We start from the raw sequence: 20,349 nt of genomic DNA on the forward strand, positions 1-20,349 counted from the left end.
CCCGGCAAAAACCGCGATGATAGCTCAGCTGACGCGGATCAGCGCGGCGTCGCTGTGCGGATTTCACCCCTGGCCAGACGCGCGGCGCTGTTGCCCAACGGATCTTCGGCATTCAGGTCAGCGCCCCTGGCCTTGAGCTCATCCAGCAATTCGACCCGTTTGAACAGTCCCGCGTACATCGCGGCCGTCTGGCCAGCGCCGTTACGTTGGTCGGGGCTGCAATGGGCGGCCAACAGGGTTTGGGCGATCTGGATTTCGCCCTTGAAAATGGCGCCCATCAGGGCGGTGTTGCCGCGTTGGTCCTGAGCGCAGGCATCGGCCCCGGCCGCGAGCAAACGGTCCACGGCGGCTGTCTGCCCGTGATAGGCCGCAAGAATCAGCGCGGTGTAACCCTTGCTGTCGCGGGTATCGAGGGAGTAATCGGCGTCAATGAAGGTATCGAGCATCGGCAAATCGCCACGGCGGGCGGCGTCGAAGTAGTAATCCTGCAGTTGAATCTTCAGTGCCGCAGCGTCTTCGGCCGGCCCGCCTAATACGCTGAACGACATGCACGCCAGAAACAGCGATAGACAAAAACGCATTACAAGCTCCTTGGTCTGACGGGACCTCGTCAGAGGCCCCGCTTTTCAGGCAAACGCGATCAGTCCGCCAGCTTGGCCGCCAGCGCCTTGACCCGGCCCAGATCACCCTTGGCCACCCTGGCAACGCCAGTCCCGTACTCCGGGTCGGCCTTATAAAGGAACGACAGGATGATGTGCTTGCTCTCGTCATCGGTGGTGGCCAGTGAGCCGCCGAAGCTCTCGATCAAGTCCTCGCGCTCCTTCTTGCTGAACGAGCGATACAGATCGCCGGCCTGCTTGAAGTTCTGCTCATGCTGGATCTTCGCCTGCTGCGTGCTGCCCGACAGGGCCGACTGGCTGTAACGTGCGGTTTGTGGCTCGTCACGAGGCAGCAAACGGCTCGGCTGATAATTCACGCCGCTGCTGCTGTGGCCGATGTTCATCGCGCCATCCTGATTGCCGTTGTTCACGGCGACCTTGGGTGCATTGATCGGCAATTGCAGTGCATTGGCGCCCAGGCGATACAGTTGAGTATCGGCATAAGAGAACACCCGCCCCTGTAATAAGCGATCTTCGGAAGGTTCGATGCCTGGAACAAGATTGGCCGGTGCCATGGCAACTTGTTCCGTTTCCTGGAAGACATTTGCCGGATTACGGTTCAACACCATTTGTCCAACTTTTCGCTCAGGAACTCCGGGCCAGATTTTGGTTGCATCCAATGGATCGAAATCAAACTTGTACAGGTCTTGAGAATTTAACACCTGGACGTACAAGTCCCACTTCGGAAAGTTACCCTTGTCAATATGAGTTACCAAGTCATTGGTCATATGGCTGTAGTCTTGACCTTGAACTTTGGTTACTGCTTTGGGATCGAGGTTATTAATCCCCTGCAGACTTTTCCAGTGAAACTTCACGTAGTGAACTTCACCCTTGGCATTAACCAACTTATAAGCGTGAACACCGTTACCGTCCATTTCCCGATAACTGGCCGGTGTACCGGAATTGGAATACAACTCCGTCAAGGTGCGAGTGGCTTCCGGAACATGAGAGAAGAAATCGAAGCGGCGGGCATCATCGTCCAGGTTGGTACGCGGGTCCGGCTTGAAAGCGTGGACCATGTCCGGGAACTTGATCGCATCACGAATGAAGAAGGTCGGGAAATTGTTGCCGACCAGGTCCCAGTTGCCGTCTGCGGTATAGAACTTGGTGGCAAAGCCGCGGGGATCACGCAGGGTTTCTGGCGAATGGTTGCCGTGGACGACCGCCGAGAAACGCACAAACACCGGGGTGCTCTGACCGCCGGCGAACACCTTGGCCTTGGTCAGGTCACTCAGGTCGTCAGTCACGGTGAAGGTGCCGTGGGCTCCGGTGCCGCGGGCATGCACGACGCGTTCGGGAATTCGTTCGCGGTCAAAACGTTGGAGTTTCTGGATCAGTTGCACGTCCTGTAGCAGCACCGGACCGTTGGCGCCGGCGGTTTGCGAGTTCTGGTTGTCGCCCACGGCAGCACCGTTGTCTCGGGTCAGGGTCGAAGCGTGGACGGAGAAGGACAGCAGGCTGGCGGTTAATACGCCGAGGGTGCGCCGAGAGGGGAAAGCCCCAAGGCCAATGGTCGAAGTCATATCAGGTTCCTCTGTTTTCAAGGCGCACTCCAAGTGCGCTGCCCAGAGGCTAGAGGCCCGGACCGCAGAACATAAATAGAAAGAACGTACTGCGATGATTCATAAAATTGTTTGGCTAATCAGCTTGTTAGCGCGTAATTCGCGCGCGATTGGTGGCACTTTGCAAACTAATTGGCGGCAAATGTGTCGATAAACACGAGCATTGTAAGAAGGTGTTTCGAGCAAGGGCCGTCATGCTGATTTACACTGCGCTCCACCAACCTCATCTGTAACAAGGAAATAACCTATGGGCGTGATAAGTGAGTTCAAGGCCTTCGCGGTCAAAGGTAATGTGGTCGATATGGCCGTCGGTATCATCATCGGCGCCGCCTTCGGCAAGATCGTTTCATCGTTTGTCGGCGACGTGGTGATGCCGCCAATCGGCCTGTTGATCGGTGGGGTGGACTTCAGTGACCTGGCCGTTACCCTCAAGGCAGCCAACGGCGATGTCCCGGCGGTGGTGCTGGCTTACGGCAAGTTCATCCAGAGCCTGATCGACTTCATCATCGTCGCTTTTGCGATCTTCATGGGCGTCAAAGCCATCAACCGTCTGAAACGCGAAGAGGCCGTCGCGCCAACCTTGCCGCCGGTTCCAACCAAGGAAGAAGAGCTGTTGAGCGAGATCCGTGACCTGCTCAAAGCCCAGAACAATCAGCCCTGAAGGCTGGTTGCATGCAGAAAAACGGCGCCTCCGGGGCGCCGTTTTTTTTACCAGAAGTTTTCCACCGCCACCTGGCCGGGTCGTCGACTGAGGCTCAAGTGCATGTCCCGCTGCTTGAGCAGCTTGCGTGTGTCATCGATCATCTGTGGATTGCCGCAAAGCATGACCCGCGAGTGCTCGGGCGTAAGCTCGACGCCTGCCACCCGCTCCAGTTCGCCATTTTCGATCAGCGTGGTGATTCGCCCGTTCAGGGCGCCGGGGTGCTGTTCACGCGTGACGGTCGCAATGAACTGCAACTTGTGCGCGTATTCAGCCAGATAGTCGCGTTGCGTCAGCCCTGCGATCAGCTCCTGATAAGCCAGCTCGCGGGCCTCGCGTACGCTGTAGACGAGGATGATCCGCTCGAATTTCTCCCACACCTCGAAGTCCTGCAGGATCGACAAAAACGGCGCCACGCCCGTGCCTGTGGATAACAACCAGAGATCACGACCATCGACGAAACGATCCAGCGTCAGGTAACCAAAGGCCTGGCGGTCGACCAGCAGCGTATCGCCGACCTGCAGTCGACTCAATTCACTGGTGAACTCCCCGCCCGGCACGACAATGGAAAAGAACTCGAGGAATTCGTCATGGGGCGAAGAGACCATTGAATAGGCGCGCCACACGGTGCTGCCGTCGGCTTTCGTCACGCCCAGCCGGGCGAATTGCCCCGCCCGAAAACGAAAGCCGGGGTCTCGGGTGGCACGCAATGTGAACAGATTGGGGGTCAATGGCTGAACGTCAGTCAGGGTCTGGCGAGTGAATTTTTCGGCACTGGCGGTCATGGGGTGCTCCATTCAGCAGATGAACCAGTGTCCCGCAAAACGAGCGCTGTAAACACCGGTGGTTTGTAGTGGCTTTAGATGAAAGGCCATTATTTCGCCTGCACTCTCTGCATTTTAAAATGATTACTAACCAGTAGCTACATAACTAAATTGTAATAGATGAAGGATGAACCCCATATAACTTCGCCTTTGCGGGCTAAGAACCAGTTACGTATTTTTCGGACTTTTCAAGAGCAAAAAAATTGCAGCGTATGTGTAGGAATGGTCCTACACTCGGAGCGTGCTGGATTTCGGATCCAATGTGCACCCCCTGAGAAAAACCACATGGAGTTCAACCGATGGAAATGTGGAAGGATTCACAATTAAGGCAGATATCGAACGCACGGGATGTTGAGTCTGCATACGAGATGTCACTTAATCTCGTTCAAGATCTTGGCTTTAAATTCTGTGCCTTTTCAATAACCTCACATTTGCGAGGGCCGCACTTCGAGAGGGTAAATCTCAACAATTACCCAAGCGAGTGGAACGTGAAATATGCACAAAGTCATTTCAGCGATGAAGATCCGATACTGGCTCATTGCAATCGTTCAACGCTGCCAATTCTATGGGAAGAGAAGATCTACTCGAAAACACCAGGACTGTGGCAAGCACAAAAAAAACTGGGTTTGCAGCATGGCTGGTCGCAATCGCTTCATGATGAAAACGGGCTCTGCAGCATGTTGAGCCTGGCCAGGAGCAACGACCCCATCAGCCCCTATGAATGGTATGAAAAACTGGGCTACACGATATTCATCAGCCACCAATTACACAGCCTCGTCGCGAAAAAACTGCCTGTGCGGGTCAAGGATGACTGCAGCCCCCAATTATCGGCACGGGAAATCGAAGTGCTGAAGTTGTCGGCCGATGGCAAGACGGCATGCGAAATAGGTATGATCCTGGGGCGCACCGAACGCACCGTAAACTTCCATGTACACAGTGCAATCCAGAAACTGGGCGTCAACAACAAGATCGCTGCAGTGATCGCCGCAGCCAAGGCATCGATGTTCTGAGCGAGATACCCGGATAATCAGTGAGGGAAGTCCGCAAGTATTCCAAAGAAAAAACCTGCCATTACGGTTCCTCCAGAGTGATGACGTGTAAAATTTCACGCTGCAGTCCACTCGGACGGTCCCGCCCGCAAAAACGCATCTGGCCGCGGGACACCCTATCCGTTGATCACCCAGAGCCCCCCGCCTCATGCCCCTGCTCGAAACGCCCTTCGCCCAACTCGATCTGATCCGTCAGCCAGAACAGCAGAATGAACCGCTGCAAGCTTTTGATGCCGCAGATGAATACCTACTCAATCATCTCGCGGAGCAGCAACCGGCCGCGGACACCCGGGTGTTGGTGCTCAATGATAGCTTCGGCGCATTGGCCGCGAGCCTGGCGGGAAACGTCATGGTGACCAGCAGCGGCGATTCGTTCCTGGCTTTCCAAGGCCTGGAAAAGAACCTGATCCGCAACGGCCAGGCCTTCGACGCCGTACCGCGCGTGCCTGCCAACGAAAGATTTGTCGGCCCGTTTGACCGTGTGTTGATCCGGGTGCCGAAAACCCTGGCCTTGCTCGAAGAGCAACTGATTCGCCTGCAAAGCCAACTGGCTCCAGGCGCCCAAATGATTGCTGCAGCGATGGTCAAGCATCTGCCTCGCGCCGCGGGTGATCTGCTGGAGCGTTATATCGGCCCGGTGCAAGCCTCGTTGGCGGTGAAAAAAGCCCGACTGCTGATCGCAACGCCTGAAGCCAAAAGCCCAGCCGTGTCCCCCTACCCTTCACGCTATCAACTCGACACACCGGCGATCGAACTGCTGAACCACGCCAATGTGTTCTGCCGCGAAGGGCTGGATATCGGCACTCGAGCATTTCTTCCACACTTGCCACAGAGCCTCGGTACCGCGCGCGTTGCCGATCTCGGTTGTGGTAACGGCGTACTGGCAATCGCCAGCGCTCTGCAAAACCCTGAAGCCCATTACACGCTGGTGGACGAGTCGTTCATGGCAGTGCAATCGGCCGCCGAAAACTGGCGCGCTGCTTTGGGTGATCGTGACGTGATCGTGCGTGCCGGCGATGGCCTGGCCGGACAAGAGCCGCAATCGCTGGACGTAGTGCTGTGCAATCCACCGTTTCACCAGCAACAGGTCGTGGGCGATTTTCTCGCCTGGCGCATGTTCCAGCAGGCGCGCGAAGCCCTGGTGACTGGCGGTGCGCTGTACATCGTCGGCAACCGTCACCTGGGTTACCACAGCAAGCTCGCGCGGCTGTTCCGTGGCGTAGAGCAAGTGGCGGCCACGCCGAAATTCGTCATTCTCAAAGCCCGCAAATAATCGCAGATAAAAAAAACCCTCCGTGACAGGAGGGTTTGAATCCGTGCCGCAAGGCAACGGGATGGGAATGTCGGGTATTTCAGTGCGTGGACAGACCTGCGGCGTTCATGAACATGCGCATCAGACTCGCCACGATAAACAGGGCCCCCACGCTACCGACCCAGATCAAGGCCAACCAACCAAGGCGCTGCCAAAGCGGTTTCTTCTCTGCTGCCTTGATTTCCTCCAGGGAATGTTTGCCAGCCATCATCTTGACCTCCTCTGAAACGGCGCAGGTTCAAGCCCTGCGCCATTGTCGTGTGCGCTAGTGATAACCGTCTTCGTGGGTCACCTTGCCGCGGAACACGTAGTAGCTCCAGAAGGTATAACCCAGGATGAACGGGATGATGAACAGCGTACCGACCAGCATGAAGCCCTGACTCTGCGGAGGCGCGGCGGCGTCCCAGATCGAGATCGACGGCGGCACGATGTTGGGCCACAGACTGATGCCAAGGCCGCTGTAGCCAAGGAAGATCAGCACAAGGGTCAGCAGGAACGGCGTGTAGTTCGCATTGCGGGCCACGGCGCGAATCAGACCGTACATGGTCACCAACACCAGAATCGGCACGGGCAGGAACCAGAAAAGATTCGGCAGCGTGAACCAGCGAGCGGCGATTTCAGCGTGAGCCAGCGGGGTCCAGATACTGACGATACCGATCACCGCCAACACCACGAATGCCAATGGCCGCGCCAGATCATGCATCTGCTCCTGCAACTTGCCTTCGGTCTTCATGATCAGCCAGGTGCAACCCAGCAGTGCATAAGCCACTACCAACGCGAGACCGCAGAACAGGGTGAACGGCGTCAGCCAGTCCAGTGAACCGCCTGCAAACTGGCGATTGACCACCGGCAGCCCATTGATGAACGCACCCAGCGCCACCCCCTGGAAGAACGTCGCGGCAATCGAGCCACCGATAAACGCCTTGTCCCACAGGTGACGCTTGTCGTCCTTGGCCTTGAAGCGGAACTCGAACGCCACGCCACGGAAAATCAGCCCGATCAGCATGAAAATCAGCGGCAGGTACAGCGCCGAGAGCACTACCGAATAGGCCAGCGGGAACGCGCCGAACAACGCCGCGCCGCCCAGTACCAGCCAGGTTTCGTTGCCGTCCCAGACCGGGGCGACGGTGTTCATCATCACATCACGGTCGGTCTTGCCCGGGATGAACGGGAAGAGAATCCCGATCCCCAGGTCGAAGCCGTCCATGACCACGTACATCATGATGCCGAAGATGATGATCACGGCCCAGATCAGCGGAAGATCAATACCCATGACTCAAATCTCCTTGGTCAGGCTGGGATCGTGGTCGTCGTCGGCTGAATCGTCGGCGGCGGACAGCGGACGGGCCGGCGTGCGTTTCTTGCCTGGACCACCTTCGGGCGTTTCCGCGCCTTCGTCGATCTTCGGCCCTTTGCGCACCAGGCGCATCATGTAGCCCAGACCGGCACCGAACAGCGCGAAATACACCACCACGAACAGGATCAGCGTAATGCTCATCTGCATGAAGCTGTGATTGGAGGACGCGTCCGCCGTGCGCATCAGGCCATAGACCACCCACGGCTGACGGCCGATTTCAGTGGTAAACCAACCGGCGAGGATCGCGATCAGGCCGGACGGCCCCATCCACAACGCCAGGTAGAGGAACGGTCGCGAGGTGTACAGCTTGTCGCTCTTGCGCAGCCACAGGCTCCACAGACCGGTGAAGATCATCAGCATGCCCAGACCCACCATGATCCGGAATGACCAGAATACGATGGTGGAATTCGGCCGGTCCTCAGGCGGAAACTCCTTGAGCGCCGGCACTTGCTTGTCCAGGGAGTGGGTCAGGATCAGGCTGCCCAGGTATGGAATTTCTACCGCGAATTTGGTCCGTTCTTCTTTCATGTCCGGCCAGCCGAACAGGATCAGCGGGGTCGGCTCATCACCATGATTTTCCCAGTGACCTTCGATCGCGGCGATTTTCGCCGGCTGGTGCTTGAGCGTGTTGAGCCCGTGGAAGTCGCCGATGACGGCCTGGATCGGCGCCACGATCAAGGCCATCCACATCGCCATCGAGAGCATCGTGCGGATCGCCGGGTTGTCCTTGCCGCGCAGCAAATGCCAGGCCGCCGAGGAGCCGACGAAGAAAGCGGTGGCGACGAACGCGGCCGTGGCCATGTGCATCAGGCGGTACGGGAATGACGGGTTGAAGATCACGGCGAACCAGTCGGTTGGTATGACCTGGCCATTGATGATTTCGAAACCTTGCGGGGTCTGCATCCAGCTGTTGGAGGCGAGAATCCAGAAGGTCGAGATCAGCGTGCCGATGGCCACCATCACGGTGGAGAAGAAGTGCAAGTTGCGCCCGACCTTGTTCCAGCCGAACAGCATGACACCGAGGAAACCGGCCTCAAGGAAGAACGCCGTCAGGACTTCGTACGTCAGCAACGGCCCGGTCACGGAACCGGCGAAGTCCGAAAAGCGGCTCCAGTTGGTGCCGAACTGATAGGCCATGACCAATCCGGACACCACGCCCATGCCGAAGTTGACGGCAAAGATCTTCGACCAGAAATGGTACAGATCGCGGTAAGTGTCGTTGTTCGTCTTCAGCCACAGACCTTCGAGCACCGCCAGGTAACTCGCCAGGCCAATGGTGATGGCCGGGAACAGGATGTGGAATGAGATGGTGAACGCGAACTGAATTCGGGCGAGATCAAGCGCCTCCAAACCGAACATAAGTCTTCCTCTGTCAGGTAATACCGGCTGAAGGCTTGCGGCCTGCACCCACTGCCCCCACGGATATGGAGTGTGGCGAATTTGCATTCGTTCTTTTTTTAACAACATCACAACGTAGGGAGTCTGGCCATCTGGCCGCCGGATCATTTCCACAAGGGTCTTGATCTGGATCAAGCAATGGTTGAAAGAGTAGTCCGATTTTTGACGATGGACGGTGTGGTCTTTTGACGCGTGACAGGTTGCCTCATAGCTCTGCTCATGAACTGAAACACATTACCTGTGGGAGCGAACGTCCTGTGGCGAGGGGGCTTGCCCCCGTTCGGCCGCTCAGCGGCCGCAAGATCGGCTGATGCGGTGTACCAGTTGCCATGAGAGCCAGGGAATGGGGCCGCTTCGCAGCCCAACGGGGGCAAGCCCCCTCGCCACAATAGGTCCGAGCCAATCTTATGAGATCGGTGTCTAGCTAACTGAATTTTCCCGGCCTGCAACTTCTAGTTACAGGTTGGTGATAATCTCGACCCTCTCCTCGCTCAAGACCTGCCCTCAGATGCCCAGCCAAGCGCCCTTGCTGTTACGCCATCACCGCCCTTTTATCGCGTTTTGGCTGGCTCGGGTGTTTACCGCCAGCGGTTTTCAGATGCTCACCGTGGCCATCGGCTGGAATCTGTATCAACTGACCGGCAATGTGCTCGATTTGGGTCTGGTGGGGTTGGTGGAATTTGCCCCGCGGGTGCTGTTCATGCTGCACACCGGGCATGTCGCGGACCGCTATGACCGGCGCAAGGTCGCGGCGATCTGTCAGTCCCTGCAGGCGTTGATTGCCCTTTCACTGGCCATTGGCAGCGCGACCGACCATGTCAGCCGGGAAATGATCTTCATCCTCGCGTTCCTGCTGGGAGCCGCGCGCTCCTTCGAGATGCCGACCACCCAGGCCTTGCTCCCAAGCATCGTGCCCAGCGCGCTGTTCCCCCGCGCCGTCGCCGCCGCGCAGTCGGCCCAGCAATCGGCCACCATCGTCGCCCCGGCCCTGGGCGGTTTGCTCTATGCCTTCGGTAGCGTCTGGGTGTATGGCCCGACAGTGATCCTCTACATCATTGCCTGCCTGTTGATGCTCAATCTGCCCGCCCGACAAACGCCGCTGAACAAGGGCAAAGCGACCCTGGACTCGTTGCTCGCGGGCATCCGCTTCATTCGCAGTCGCCCGGACATTCTCGGGGCGATTTCCCTGGATCTGTTTGCGGTATTGCTCGGCGGCGCGACAGCGTTGCTACCGGTGTTCGCCAAGGACATCCTGTTGACCGGCCCATGGGGCTTGGGCCTGTTGCGTTCCGCCCCGGCAGTCGGTGCGCTGCTGATGTCGCTGTACCTGGCGCGATTTGCCGTGGAGCGCAAAGTCGGGCGGGTGATGTTCACCGCCGTCGGCGTATTCGGCGTCGCGACCATCGCGTTCGGCCTCTCGACCTCGTTTTGGTTTTCCCTGGCTGTGCTGGTGGTGTTGGGCGCGGCAGACATGATCAGCATGGTGATCCGCGCCTCCTTCGTGCAACTGGAAACCCCGGATGAAATGCGCGGTCGGGTCAGCGCCGTCAACGGTCTGTTCATCGGTGCTTCGAACCAGTTGGGCGAGTTCGAATCCGGCCTCACCGCCCACTGGTTCGGCACCGTGCCGGCGGTGGTCATGGGCGGTATTGGCACACTGGTCGTGACCGGGGCGTGGATCAAACTGTTCCCGACCCTGGCCAACCGCGACCGCATGCATGTGCCGGTGGAAGAAGTCAGGGTCTAAAGAAGCTTGTCGAGGGTGATGGGGAAGTCCCGCACCCGCTTGCCGGTGGCGTGGTAGATGGCGTTGGCCACTGCCGCTGCGACCCCGACGATACCGATTTCGCCAACGCCCTTGGAGCCGAGAGCGTTGACGATCTCGTCGTGTTCTTCGACAAAAATCACATCAATGTCGCCGATGTCAGCGTTAACCGGGATGTGGTATTCGGCCAGGCTGTGGTTCATGTGACGGCCCAGGGCATGGTCGGTTTGCGTCTCCTCGTGCAATGCCATGCCGATGCCCCACACCACGCCGCCGAGAATCTGGCTGCGAGCCATTTTCGGATTGACTACGCGCCCGGCCGCTATCGCGCTGACTACCCGGTTGACCTTCACCGTGCCCAGGTCCTCATCGACCAGCACTTCGACGAACACGGCTGAATGGGTAGCGGTGGCGTAGGCTTCGCGCTTCTTGTCCGGTTCGGCGTCGACCTGAGCTTCGATCGTTTCATCGCCACAGTCCCGAGCCAGGTCGGCCAGTTTCAGTCGCGCATCGCCAAACGAAAGATGTCCGTTTTCAAAAACGGCTTGTTCCGCGGTCACGCCTGCGAACGCGGGCGAAGTCTGCCGCGCCACGGCGAGCAGTTTTTCCTTCAGCGCGTCGCAGGCCTGCTGAACGGCAGTGCCGACTGATGACACGGTGAATGATCCGCCCTGCAACGGCGCAGTCGGCAATGAAGAGTCGCCGAGGACAAAAGTGACATCCTCTACAGAAACGCCTGACGCCTGGGCGGCTATTTGCGTCATGACCGTGTAGGTGCCGGTGCCGATGTCGGTGGTGGCGCTACTGACGGTCAGCTTGCCGTTGTGATCGAGCGACGCCTTGGCGCTGGCCTTCTGCTGCATCGCCTCCCAGACGCCTCCGGCCATGCCCCAACCCACCAACTGTCGTCCCTGGCGCATGCTGCGCGGTTCGGGATCGCGTTTTTCCCAGCCAAAACGTTTGGCACCCTGGGCGTAACATTCGCGCAGCTCTTTGCTGGAATAGGGTTTGTCTTCGTTCTGATTGCGCTCCGCGTAGTTGATCAAACGCAACTGCACCGGATCGATTGCCAACGCACAGGCTAGTTCGTCCATCGCGCATTCAAGGCCAATCAGCCCCAACGCCGCGCCCGGCGCTCGCATGTCGAGCGGCGTGAACACATCCAGCGGCACCAGTTTGTAGGCCAATTGCACGTTGTCGCAGTGATAGAGCATGCCGCTCCACTCCACCACATGCTCGGTGAAATCCTCAAAACGCGAAGTCTGGCCAATGGCGGTGTGGGCGACGGCAAGCAGACGGCCATTGGCAGCGGCGCCTAATTGCAAACGCTGCAGGGTGCGGGGGCGATAGCCGAAGGTGAACATCTGCTGGCGCGTCAATGTCACGCGCACCGAGCGCTTGAGTTGCAGCGCCGCCATGACTGCCAAAGGCAGTTGATACTGCGGACGCAGGCCCGAACCGAATGCGCCGCCGACATACGCCGCGAAGATTCTGACCTGCTCTTTCTCAAGTCCGAACACCTTTTGCACATACGACTGACAGTTCTGCGGGCCCTGGGTCTTGTCATGGATGTGCAAGCTACCGTCGGCCTGATAGAGCACCGTGCTGGCGTGCGGCTCCATTGGATTGTGATGCTCGATCGGGGTGCTGTAGTTCAGGTCCAGGCTCATGGCCGCGCCGGCGAACTCAGCCTGAAAGTTTCCACGCGGCTTGGGCAGTTCGGCAGGTGCCGGATGGGCTTCGCCTTGCAGGCATAGCAGATCGGTCTGATGGGCGTCGGTTTCGTATTCAATCTTGATCAATGAACCGGCATGGCGCGCCAGCTCTAGGTTGTCCGCGACAACCAGTGCCAACGGTTGCCCGCTGTACAAGACACGATCGTTATACAACGGACGGAACGGTGAACCGTCGGCCGAGTCGGCGTCCTCATATTCTTTGTCGTAGCTGGCGATCTTCGGGCGATTGGTATGATCGATCACCGCTACGACCCCAGGCAACGCCAAGGCCTTCGATGCATCCATACCAATCACCCGACCGCATGCAATGGTGCTGGAAACAACACTGCCATGAAGCAGACCGTCCTCGGGAAACTCGCCGGCGTAGCGCGCCTGTCCCGTCACCTTGAGCTGGCCGTCGACCCGGTCAAGCGGCTGTCCCATGGGTTGAGTGTAAGTGTTCATCGGGCTTGCCCTCCCTGCGCGGCATCGCTCAGTGCGCGGACGATAGCCCTACGCGCCAGTTTCACTTTGAAAGCGTTGTGTTCGAGCGGTTCGGCGTTTTGCAGCAAAGCATCGGCGGCGGCGGTGAAGGTTTCGCGGCTGACCTCTTTGCCGACCAGCCAGTCCTCCACGGCCTTGTCGCGCCAGGGTTTGTGCGCCACGCCGCCAAGGGCCAGTCGCGCCTCGCGAATGATCGGTCCGGACAAATCGAGCGCTGCTGCGACCGAAACCAATGCAAAGGCATATGACGCGCGATCACGAATTTTCAGGTAATGGCTGTGTTCGGCAAAACCGGTGGCGGGTAATTCGATGGCGATGATCAGTTCATCGTCGGCGAGTTGGTTGTCACGCTCGGGAGCATCGCCCGGCAGACGGTGGAAATCGGCGAACACGATAGTCCGCGCACCGCTGGGACCTTGCACGTGTACCACGGCCTCCAGCGCAGCCAAGGCCACACACATGTCTGAGGGGTGGGTAGCGACGCACGATTCACTCGCGCCGAAGATCGCATGAATCCGGTTCAGCCCGTCCCGCGCCGGGCAACCGCTGCCGGGTTCCCGCTTGTTGCATGGCACGCCAGCGTCATAGAAGTAATAGCAGCGCGTGCGTTGCAGCAGGTTGCCGCCGGTGCTGGCCATGTTGCGCAATTGTGGTGACGCGCCGGCCAGAATCGCCTGGGACAACAGCGGGTAGCGCTGCTCGATCAACGGGTGCCACGCCAGGTCGGCATTGCTCACCAGGGCACCGATCATCAGCCCCCCTTGGGCCGTTTCAGTGACATCGCGCAAGGGCAGCCCGGTAATGTCGATCAAGTGCTCCGGACGGGTGACATTTTCCTTCATCAAATCCAGCAGGTTCGTACCGCCGGCGATGAAACGCGATGCCGGGCCGGCGAGATGTACGGCGGCTTGTACCGAATCGGGTTTGCTGTAGTGGAAAGGATTCATTGGCCACCCCCCTGCTCAGGTTGGCGGCAGGCGGGAAGCACTTCTTTGATGGCGTCGCGAATATTGTTGTAGGCACCGCAACGGCAGAGGTTGCCGCTCATCAGTTCTTGAATATCTGCGGTGGTTTGCGCCCGCCCTTCATTGACCAGACCGACCGCCGAGCAGATCTGCCCCGGTGTGCAATAGCCGCACTGAAAGGCATCGTGCTTGATGAAGGCTTGCTGCATGGGGTGCAATTCGTCGCCAGTCGCCAACCCCTCAATGGTGATCAGCTCCGCACCGTTGCACATCACCGCCAGCGTCAGGCAGGCGTTCACCCGTTTGCCGTTGAGCAACACCGTGCAGGCGCCGCACTGGCCGTGGTCGCAGCCTTTTTTTGTACCGATCAGGTCCAACTGCTCACGCAGCAGATCCAGCAACGAGGTCCAGGGCAAGACGTCGAGCTGTCGCTCCTGACCGTTGAGCGTCAGGCGTAACGGATGACGGACGAAGGACGGCTGCGCCGCCTCGGGAGTGGTCGCACTCATAAACACCTCACGGTTGGTCGTACGTTCGCGGCGTTTTGGCAAACCGCCGTCATAAGGGGTACGACTTCGGGGTGGGATGAGCGTTCAAGGGAATTGATGGGCGTGAAAATGGCTGAAATACAGGTCGATGCACATATTCGCCGACAAGGTGCAGTACATAGATAGTGCATAAAGTGTAATGTATCGCCTTACACTCGACCCATGATCAAATCATTTCAACACAAAGGCCTTCGCGGCTTCTATGAAACCGGTTCGACTCGTGGGGTTCGCGCAGACCATGCAAAGCGTCTGGCTCGGATGCTCCAGTTCATGGACCGCGCAGAGCTGCCTGGCGACCTCGACTTGCCGGGATGGCGGCTGCACCCACTCCGAGGTGAGTTGGCCGGATATTGGTCATTGAGCGTTTCGGGGAACTGGCGAGTTATTTTTCGTTTTATCGGATCGGATATCGAACTGGTCGACTATCTGGACTACCACTGACAGGAGGCAGGACATGCCCATGCACAACCCGCCGCACCCTGGCGAAACGCTTCTGACGGATGTATTGCCCGAGCTACGCATCAGTGTCACAGAGCTGGCACGTCACCTGGGATTCGCTCGTCCGCATCTTTCGCGTGTACTGCATGGCCACGCGCCAATCAGTCCGGATTTGGCGGTGCGTCTCGAGCGCGCCGGTATTGGCAAGGCGCGCATGTGGTTAGGCGTCCAGACCGACTACGATCTCTGGCAAGCGGAGCATCGTGAGCAACCGATTATCCAACCCATTGCCAGTCACGCCTGACATGTTTCAAACCACCAACTCCGCCGCCACGGCAGCTCGCGTGGCTTTACCGCAGAGTTGCTCCACCAGCGTCAGGGCAAACTGCAGTGCCGCACCCGATCCCTGGGCGGTGATGCAGTTGCCGTCGACCACCACGGGCTGGTCAATAAAATTACAACCCGACAGTTGATGGCTCGCCGATGGCAGGCAGGTCATGCGCCGCTGACGCAAGACGCCAAAGGCTTGCAACGCCAGCGCAGGGGATTCACCGATGCCCGCGAACAGACGCCCGGCGGCAGCCTGGTCCTTGATCAACTGTTGCAGGGGTTGATGCGCGGCGAGGTGTTGTGAGCCCACCTCTCCTCCAGGCAATGCGAGAAGGTCGAACGGCTGGGCGAGCAAATCCACCAGCATCGCATCGGCGGTCAGGCGGGTACCGCGGGCACAAGTGATCATGCGTCGGCCCTCGATGCTCGCTGCCACCACTTCAACCTTGGCGCGGCGCAGCACGTCGATCAGGGTCACGGTTTGCAGGTCATCGATGCCCTCGGCGAGGGTAATCAAAGCTCTAAAGGTCATGGGCGCGGTCCACAGAATGATCTTTAAAGCGTAGTCAGCTTTCCTGACCCTTGTTCGAGCGCAGGCGTTACTTGATGTAAAGCTGTGTCGACATCGTGTTGCGGGGCGCGTTGATCGAGGTGTTGCTGAAGGTGAAGATCCCGTTCTGCTTGCCCTTCAGATCGAAGATATACAGATAGCCGACGGTATTCGCGCCTGGGGTGCACTCGGTCAGGTTACCGGTTTGAAAGGCACACACCGGCGTCCGGGTGCCGTCTACCTCAAAACCATCCAGCGCGACATGCGGGTCACGGCCATAGCCAATCTCCAGTACGTAGACCTTGATGCTCGGACCGCTGTGGTCGCAGCTCGTCTGCTCCTGTTTCTCGACAATGTTTTCAAGACCACAGCCCGGCGATTCGACCTTGATCACTTTCACCTGGCTCAATGGCTGCGCCATCGCTGCCGAGGCGGTTTGCGCCCCCAGCCACAACGCCATCGCAACGCCAATCACCATAACCCCACGCTTATTAATGCAATACATATCGCCCCCCCAAAACCAGCGCGCAGTATGGCTCACTTCGCTTTTGCACAAAACATCGGCGACGATCGCAGCCATAAGCAGCCACAGCCCCACGCTGCTGGTATGATGCGCGGCTTTTTCCGGCCCACAGAAAATTACCAGGCGCTATCAACGGCCTGTGCTTTGCTGTTGAGGTCGATACATTCACGGCGCCCGGCGCGCCACGGGGAGCAGACATGCTGGAAAGGCTGTTTCAACTCAAGGCACACAACACCAACGTGCGGACCGAGATTCTCGCGGGCGTCACGACCTTCTTGGCCATGGCCTACATTCTGTTCGTCAACCCGAGCATTCTCGGCGAGACCGGCATGGACAAGGGCGCGGTGTTTGTCGCGACCTGTCTGGCGGCAGCAATCGGCTCCACGGTAATGGGCCTGATCGCCAACTACCCGATCGCGCTTGCGCCGGGCATGGGCCTGAACGCCTTCTTTACCTACACCGTGGTCCTGCACATGGGCCACACCTGGCAAGTGGCGCTGGGGGCGGTGTTCATCTCGGCGGTGCTGTTCTTCCTGCTGTCGATCTTCCGCATCCGCGAATGGATCATCAACAGCATCCCGCTGCCGCTGCGTTCGGCGATTGCCGCCGGTATCGGCCTGTTCCTGGCGCTGATTGCCCTGCATAACGCCGGCATTGTGGTCAGCAACCCGGCGACCATGGTTGGCCTCGGTGACTTGAAACAACCGGCACCGATCCTCGCGACCCTCGGTTTTGCCCTGATCGTTGCCCTCGAAGCGCTCGCCATTCGCGGTGCGGTGCTGATCGGCATTCTGGTCGTGACCATCGCGTCCATCGCATTGGGCTTCACGCCGTTCGGCGGCGTGATGTCGATGCCGCCGTCCCTGGCGCCAACCTTCCTGCAACTGGATATCAAAGGCGCCCTCGACATCGGTCTGGTCAGCGTGATCTTCGCCTTCCTGTTCGTTGACCTGTTCGACAACTCCGGCACCCTGATCGGCGTCGCCAAGCGCGCCGGCCTGATGGGCAAGGACGGCCACATGCCGAAAATGGGCCGCGCCCTGATCGCCGACAGCACCGCGGCCATGGCCGGTTCGCTGCTCGGTACATCGACCACCACCAGCTACATCGAATCCGCCGCCGGCGTGAGTGCCGGTGGCCGCACCGGCCTGACTGCCGTCGTGGTGGCGATCCTGTTCCTGCTGGCGCTGTTCTTCTCGCCATTGGCGGCCAGCGTTCCGGCATTCGCCACCGCCCCTGCGCTGCTGTTCGTCGCAGTGTTGATGACATCCGGCCTGGCCGAAATAGACTGGGACGACATCACCGTCGCCGCACCGGTCGTGATCACCGCCCTGGCCATGCCCTTCACGTATTCCATCGCCAATGGCATCGCCTTCGGTTTCATCTCCTGGACCGCGATCAAATTGCTGTCCGGCCGCGGCCGTGAGCTGAACCCGGCGCTGGTGATTCTGTCGATTCTGTTCGTGATCAAGTTGGGTTGGTTCAACGCATGACTTTTGATTCCCAGGCCTACGCCGTCCAGCTCGAAGACAAGGTCACGCGCCTGCGCGACCTGCTGGCCCCGTTCGATGCACCGGAACCTGCGGTGTTTGATTCGCCGCTGAAAAATTTCCGCCTGCGTGCCGAATTCCGCCTGTGGCGCGAAGGCGGCGATCGGCATTACGCAATGTTTTCCCAGGAAGACAAACGCACGCCGATCCTGATCGAAGAGTTTCCGATTGCCAGCCTGCGCATCAATGAGCTGATGCCGCAATTGAAGGCGGCCTGGAAGGCGAGTGCGGCGCTGAGCCACAAGCTGTTTCAGGTGGAGTTCCTGACCACCCTGGCCGGCGATGCGATGATCACGCTGTGCTATCACCGTACGTTGGATGAACACTGGCACGCGGCAGCGACGAAACTGGCCACCGACCTGAACGTCAGCGTGATCGGTCGCTCGAAAGGCAAACGCGAAGTGATTGGCCAGGATTACGTGGTCGAGAAACTGGACGTCGGTGGCCGCACGTTCAGCTATCGCCAGCCCGAAGGTGCCTTCACCCAGCCCAACGGCACCGTGAACCAGAAGATGCTCAACTGGGCCTACGACGCCCTCGGCGATCGCCCGGACGATTTGCTGGAGCTGTATTGCGGCAACGGCAACTTCACCCTGCCACTGGCGACCCGCGTGCGCAAAGTGCTGGCCACCGAAATCAGCAAGACGTCGGTTAACGCGGCGTTGAGCAACCTCAGCGAAAACGCTGTGGATAACGTCACCCTGGTGCGATTGTCCGCGGAAGAGCTGACCGAAGCCCTGAACGAAGTCCGCCCGTTCCGTCGCCTGCACGGCATCGACCTGAAGAGCTACGAATTCGGTAGCGTCTTCGTCGACCCGCCTCGCGCCGGCATGGACCCGGACACCTGCGAGCTGACCCGGCGCTTCGACAACATCCTCTACATCTCCTGCAACCCGGAGACCCTGGCGGCCAACATCGCACAGTTGCACGACACCCATCGCATCACTCAGTGCGCGATGTTCGACCAGTTTCCGTGGACGCATCACATGGAATCCGGAGTGTTGTTGACGCGTCGTTGAATGTAAGTCGCTTAGACAAATCAGCCGTCATCACGACGGCTTTTTTGTGGGTGCTCAATCGGTGACATCCGCCTTGCGCGGACGCCCGCCTTTACGGCCATTGGCCCGCGCGGCCTCTGCTTTGGCGGCGCTGCTTTGGCGACCATTGCGCGAGGCGATGACCGAGGCAGCCATGTCCATCAACGGCTTGCTCGCCGAAATCATCCCGGCGATGGACACGTGCAGATCCTTGCCTTCATGACAGAGGGCGGTGCCGGAAAAGCCGACTTTCAGGTCTGAGAAATCCTCGCGCCCACAAAAAAGCCGTCGCGAGGACGGCTCTCCGGGCTTGTCGCATCATCATCCCGGCAGGTTTTTTCGATACTCGGTGGTGGTCATGCCGGCGTAACCCCAGTTATCGGTGTCGACTTCTTCGATCACGATGTGGGTCAATTTCGGATCCTTGCCGAGGACTCGCTCCAAGGTGTCGGTAATCTCGGCAATGACCTGGGCTTTCTGCTCCCGGGTGACGCCGTCACGGGTAATGCGCACGCTGACGAAAGGCATGATGCTGCTCCTGGCCGGTTATCAAGGAAGACGCCGGTCAAGTAAAGCACCGCCGGGTCGATTTCATCTACAGTGGCGAAATCCAGTCCCTCATTTGATCCGCGGTGTCATCCATCATGCAGCGAGTATTCGACGATCTTCAGCTGGGCAGCATCGAACTGTTTTGCCTTGCGGCCGAGGCCGGCAGCTTTACGGCGGCCGCGTTGGTGGCCGGGGTCACACCGGCAGCCGTGAGTCGATCGGTATCGCGCATGGAAGAACGCCTGGGCGTGCGGCTGTTTGCGCGCACTACTCGCAGCGTCAAGCTGACTGACAGCGGTCGCCGCTATTACGAGGAATGTCGTCAAGCCCTGGCGCAGTTGGTCGAGGCTCAGCGTGAGGTCATGGGCCAGCAACAGCAACCGTCCGGCACGCTGCGCATCAGTATTCCCACGACGTATGCGCACCACCGGATCTTGCCGTTGTTGCCGGCATTCCGGGCGCGTTTTCCGGACGTGAAAGTCGAGTCGCACATCAGCAATCGCAACATCGATTTCGTCGGCGAAGGCTATGACATGGCGATCCGCGTGCGGGCGATTCCGGATTCCGGCCTCATTGCCCGGCACCTTGAGGACGCTGCACTGGTGATGATTGCCAGTCCCGAGTACCTGAAACGCGCAGGTGTCCCGCAAAGCCTGGACGACCTTGCGCAGCACGAATGCATTCAGTACGAACTGCCCAGCAGCGGTCGTCGCATTGCCTGGCTGTTCAACGACAACGGCGCACCGCGGGAGATTCTTGCCGAGGGCAGCCTGAGTTGTTCTGACGACGTGCTCGGCGGCGTGACCCTGGCCAAACACGGGGCGGGACTGTTTCAAACCTACCGCTTCATCGTCGAAAACGAACTGGCCAATGGTTCGTTGGTGGAGGTGCTCAAACCTTATGCCGGACGCTCCCGGCCCTTCACATTGCTCTATCCGCAGAGCCGTCATATGCCGCTGAGATTGCGCGCGTTCATCGATTTCCTGGTTGAACATCTACCGCGATAAGCCTTGA

The 20,349-nt window shown here is 59.1% G+C and carries 21 protein-coding genes and 1 pseudogene; 9 read left to right on the forward strand and 13 right to left on the reverse strand.

What is annotated here, in order from left to right; all coding sequences use genetic code 11:
• Positions 1 to 38: 38 nt before the first annotated feature.
• Together ACIQV9_RS14495 and katB are read right to left on the reverse strand one after the other, a co-directional pair.
• The gene (locus ACIQV9_RS14495; RefSeq protein ID WP_403102437.1) at positions 39 to 581 is read right to left on the reverse strand and encodes an ankyrin repeat domain-containing protein; all 543 of its coding nucleotides are present in this window, start codon (positions 579 to 581) and stop codon (positions 39 to 41) included.
• Positions 582 to 640: 59 nt separating this feature from the next.
• A complete protein-coding gene (gene katB / locus ACIQV9_RS14500) occupies positions 641 to 2,182 on the reverse strand; it encodes a catalase KatB (RefSeq protein WP_403102440.1) in 1,542 nt (513 codons plus the stop codon).
• Between the two features lie 286 nt (positions 2,183 to 2,468).
• Between katB and mscL the strand changes: the two genes are divergently transcribed.
• On the forward strand, positions 2,469 to 2,882 hold the full coding sequence (gene mscL / locus ACIQV9_RS14505; protein WP_403102443.1) for a large-conductance mechanosensitive channel protein MscL: 414 nt from the start codon (positions 2,469 to 2,471) through the stop codon (positions 2,880 to 2,882).
• Positions 2,883 to 2,929: 47 nt separating this feature from the next.
• On the opposite strand, the gene ACIQV9_RS14510 is transcribed toward mscL, so the two are convergent.
• Positions 2,930 to 3,706 (reverse strand): ferredoxin--NADP reductase, encoded by a 777-nt coding sequence (locus tag ACIQV9_RS14510; RefSeq protein ID WP_403102446.1) that lies wholly within the window; start codon positions 3,704 to 3,706, stop codon positions 2,930 to 2,932.
• 338 nt (positions 3,707 to 4,044) lie between these two features.
• On the opposite strand from ACIQV9_RS14510, the gene ACIQV9_RS14515 reads away from it, so the two are divergent.
• Entirely contained in the window at positions 4,045 to 4,755 is a 711-nt protein-coding gene (locus ACIQV9_RS14515) for an autoinducer binding domain-containing protein (RefSeq protein ID WP_403102449.1), read from the forward strand.
• 187 nt (positions 4,756 to 4,942) lie between these two features.
• Positions 4,943 to 6,067: a methyltransferase gene (locus tag ACIQV9_RS14520; RefSeq protein WP_403102452.1), complete on the forward strand. Its 1,125-nt coding sequence runs from the start codon at positions 4,943 to 4,945 to the stop codon at positions 6,065 to 6,067.
• Between the two features lie 79 nt (positions 6,068 to 6,146).
• On the opposite strand, the gene ACIQV9_RS14525 is transcribed toward ACIQV9_RS14520, so the two are convergent.
• Genes ACIQV9_RS14525 through ACIQV9_RS14535 form a run of 3 tightly spaced genes read right to left on the reverse strand, consistent with a single transcriptional unit; the run spans position 6,147 to position 8,822 of the window.
• Positions 6,147 to 6,314, reverse strand: coding sequence for a DUF2474 domain-containing protein (locus ACIQV9_RS14525; RefSeq protein WP_010467474.1), 168 nt, complete (start codon positions 6,312 to 6,314; stop codon positions 6,147 to 6,149).
• A gap of 57 nt (positions 6,315 to 6,371) precedes the next feature.
• On the reverse strand, positions 6,372 to 7,379 hold the full coding sequence (gene cydB / locus ACIQV9_RS14530) for a cytochrome d ubiquinol oxidase subunit II (protein ID WP_403102455.1): 1,008 nt from the start codon (positions 7,377 to 7,379) through the stop codon (positions 6,372 to 6,374).
• A gap of 3 nt (positions 7,380 to 7,382) precedes the next feature.
• On the reverse strand, positions 7,383 to 8,822 hold the full coding sequence (locus tag ACIQV9_RS14535; protein WP_403102458.1) for a cytochrome ubiquinol oxidase subunit I: 1,440 nt from the start codon (positions 8,820 to 8,822) through the stop codon (positions 7,383 to 7,385).
• 547 nt (positions 8,823 to 9,369) lie between these two features.
• Here ACIQV9_RS14535 and ACIQV9_RS14540 point away from each other — a divergent pair.
• Positions 9,370 to 10,608 carry an MFS transporter gene (locus ACIQV9_RS14540; RefSeq protein WP_403102461.1) on the forward strand — a complete coding sequence of 413 codons (1,239 nt, stop codon included), beginning with the start codon at positions 9,370 to 9,372 and terminating at the stop codon, positions 10,606 to 10,608.
• On the opposite strand, the gene ACIQV9_RS14545 is transcribed toward ACIQV9_RS14540, so the two are convergent.
• Genes ACIQV9_RS14545 through ACIQV9_RS14555 form a run of 3 tightly spaced genes read right to left on the reverse strand, consistent with a single transcriptional unit; the run spans position 10,605 to position 14,319 of the window.
• Positions 10,605 to 12,806 carry a xanthine dehydrogenase family protein molybdopterin-binding subunit gene (locus ACIQV9_RS14545; RefSeq protein ID WP_403102463.1) on the reverse strand — a complete coding sequence of 734 codons (2,202 nt, stop codon included), beginning with the start codon at positions 12,804 to 12,806 and terminating at the stop codon, positions 10,605 to 10,607. The genes ACIQV9_RS14540 and ACIQV9_RS14545 overlap by 4 nt on opposite strands.
• The gene (locus ACIQV9_RS14550) at positions 12,803 to 13,792 is read right to left on the reverse strand and encodes an FAD binding domain-containing protein (RefSeq protein WP_403102465.1); all 990 of its coding nucleotides are present in this window, start codon (positions 13,790 to 13,792) and stop codon (positions 12,803 to 12,805) included. The genes ACIQV9_RS14545 and ACIQV9_RS14550 overlap by 4 nt, the downstream gene beginning before the upstream one ends.
• Entirely contained in the window at positions 13,789 to 14,319 is a 531-nt protein-coding gene (locus tag ACIQV9_RS14555) for a (2Fe-2S)-binding protein (protein WP_403102468.1), read from the reverse strand. Before ACIQV9_RS14555 ends, ACIQV9_RS14550 begins: the two co-directional genes overlap by 4 nt.
• Before the next feature lie 201 nt (positions 14,320 to 14,520).
• Here ACIQV9_RS14555 and ACIQV9_RS14560 point away from each other — a divergent pair, with 201 nt between their 5' ends.
• A complete protein-coding gene (locus ACIQV9_RS14560; protein ID WP_403102471.1) occupies positions 14,521 to 14,799 on the forward strand; it encodes a type II toxin-antitoxin system RelE/ParE family toxin in 279 nt (92 codons plus the stop codon).
• 13 nt (positions 14,800 to 14,812) lie between these two features.
• Positions 14,813 to 15,100 (forward strand): HigA family addiction module antitoxin, encoded by a 288-nt coding sequence (locus ACIQV9_RS14565; protein WP_403102474.1) that lies wholly within the window; start codon positions 14,813 to 14,815, stop codon positions 15,098 to 15,100.
• A 6-nt stretch (positions 15,101 to 15,106) separates the two neighbouring features.
• Here ACIQV9_RS14565 and ACIQV9_RS14570 read toward each other — a convergent pair whose 3' ends face one another.
• Positions 15,107 to 15,658, reverse strand: a complete 552-nt coding sequence (locus tag ACIQV9_RS14570; RefSeq protein ID WP_403102477.1) for a DJ-1 family glyoxalase III — start codon at positions 15,656 to 15,658, stop codon at positions 15,107 to 15,109.
• A 67-nt stretch (positions 15,659 to 15,725) separates the two neighbouring features.
• On the reverse strand, positions 15,726 to 16,181 hold the full coding sequence (locus ACIQV9_RS14575) for a DUF4879 domain-containing protein (RefSeq protein WP_403102765.1): 456 nt from the start codon (positions 16,179 to 16,181) through the stop codon (positions 15,726 to 15,728).
• A 215-nt stretch (positions 16,182 to 16,396) separates the two neighbouring features.
• Between ACIQV9_RS14575 and ACIQV9_RS14580 the strand changes: the two genes are divergently transcribed.
• Positions 16,397 to 17,692 (forward strand): NCS2 family permease, encoded by a 1,296-nt coding sequence (locus ACIQV9_RS14580; RefSeq protein ID WP_403102479.1) that lies wholly within the window; start codon positions 16,397 to 16,399, stop codon positions 17,690 to 17,692.
• Complete coding sequence (gene trmA, locus ACIQV9_RS14585) at positions 17,689 to 18,768, forward strand: tRNA (uridine(54)-C5)-methyltransferase TrmA (RefSeq protein WP_403102481.1); 1,080 nt, start codon at positions 17,689 to 17,691, stop codon at positions 18,766 to 18,768. Before ACIQV9_RS14580 ends, trmA begins: the two co-directional genes overlap by 4 nt.
• Before the next feature lie 54 nt (positions 18,769 to 18,822).
• Here trmA and ACIQV9_RS14590 read toward each other — a convergent pair.
• Both ACIQV9_RS14590 and ACIQV9_RS14595 read right to left on the reverse strand, forming a co-directional pair.
• A pseudogene (locus ACIQV9_RS14590) lies at positions 18,823 to 19,056 on the reverse strand (hypothetical protein); the annotation flags it as partial.
• A gap of 51 nt (positions 19,057 to 19,107) precedes the next feature.
• On the reverse strand, positions 19,108 to 19,314 hold the full coding sequence (locus ACIQV9_RS14595; RefSeq protein ID WP_010467451.1) for a 4-oxalocrotonate tautomerase family protein: 207 nt from the start codon (positions 19,312 to 19,314) through the stop codon (positions 19,108 to 19,110).
• Positions 19,315 to 19,430: 116 nt separating this feature from the next.
• Between ACIQV9_RS14595 and ACIQV9_RS14600 the strand changes: the two genes are divergently transcribed.
• On the forward strand, positions 19,431 to 20,342 hold the full coding sequence (locus ACIQV9_RS14600; RefSeq protein ID WP_403102484.1) for a LysR substrate-binding domain-containing protein: 912 nt from the start codon (positions 19,431 to 19,433) through the stop codon (positions 20,340 to 20,342).
• Positions 20,343 to 20,349 lie beyond the last annotated feature (7 nt).

Source organism: Pseudomonas sp. NPDC099000 (assembly GCF_044759925.1).
In the GTDB taxonomy this organism is placed as follows: domain Bacteria; phylum Pseudomonadota; class Gammaproteobacteria; order Pseudomonadales; family Pseudomonadaceae; genus Aquipseudomonas.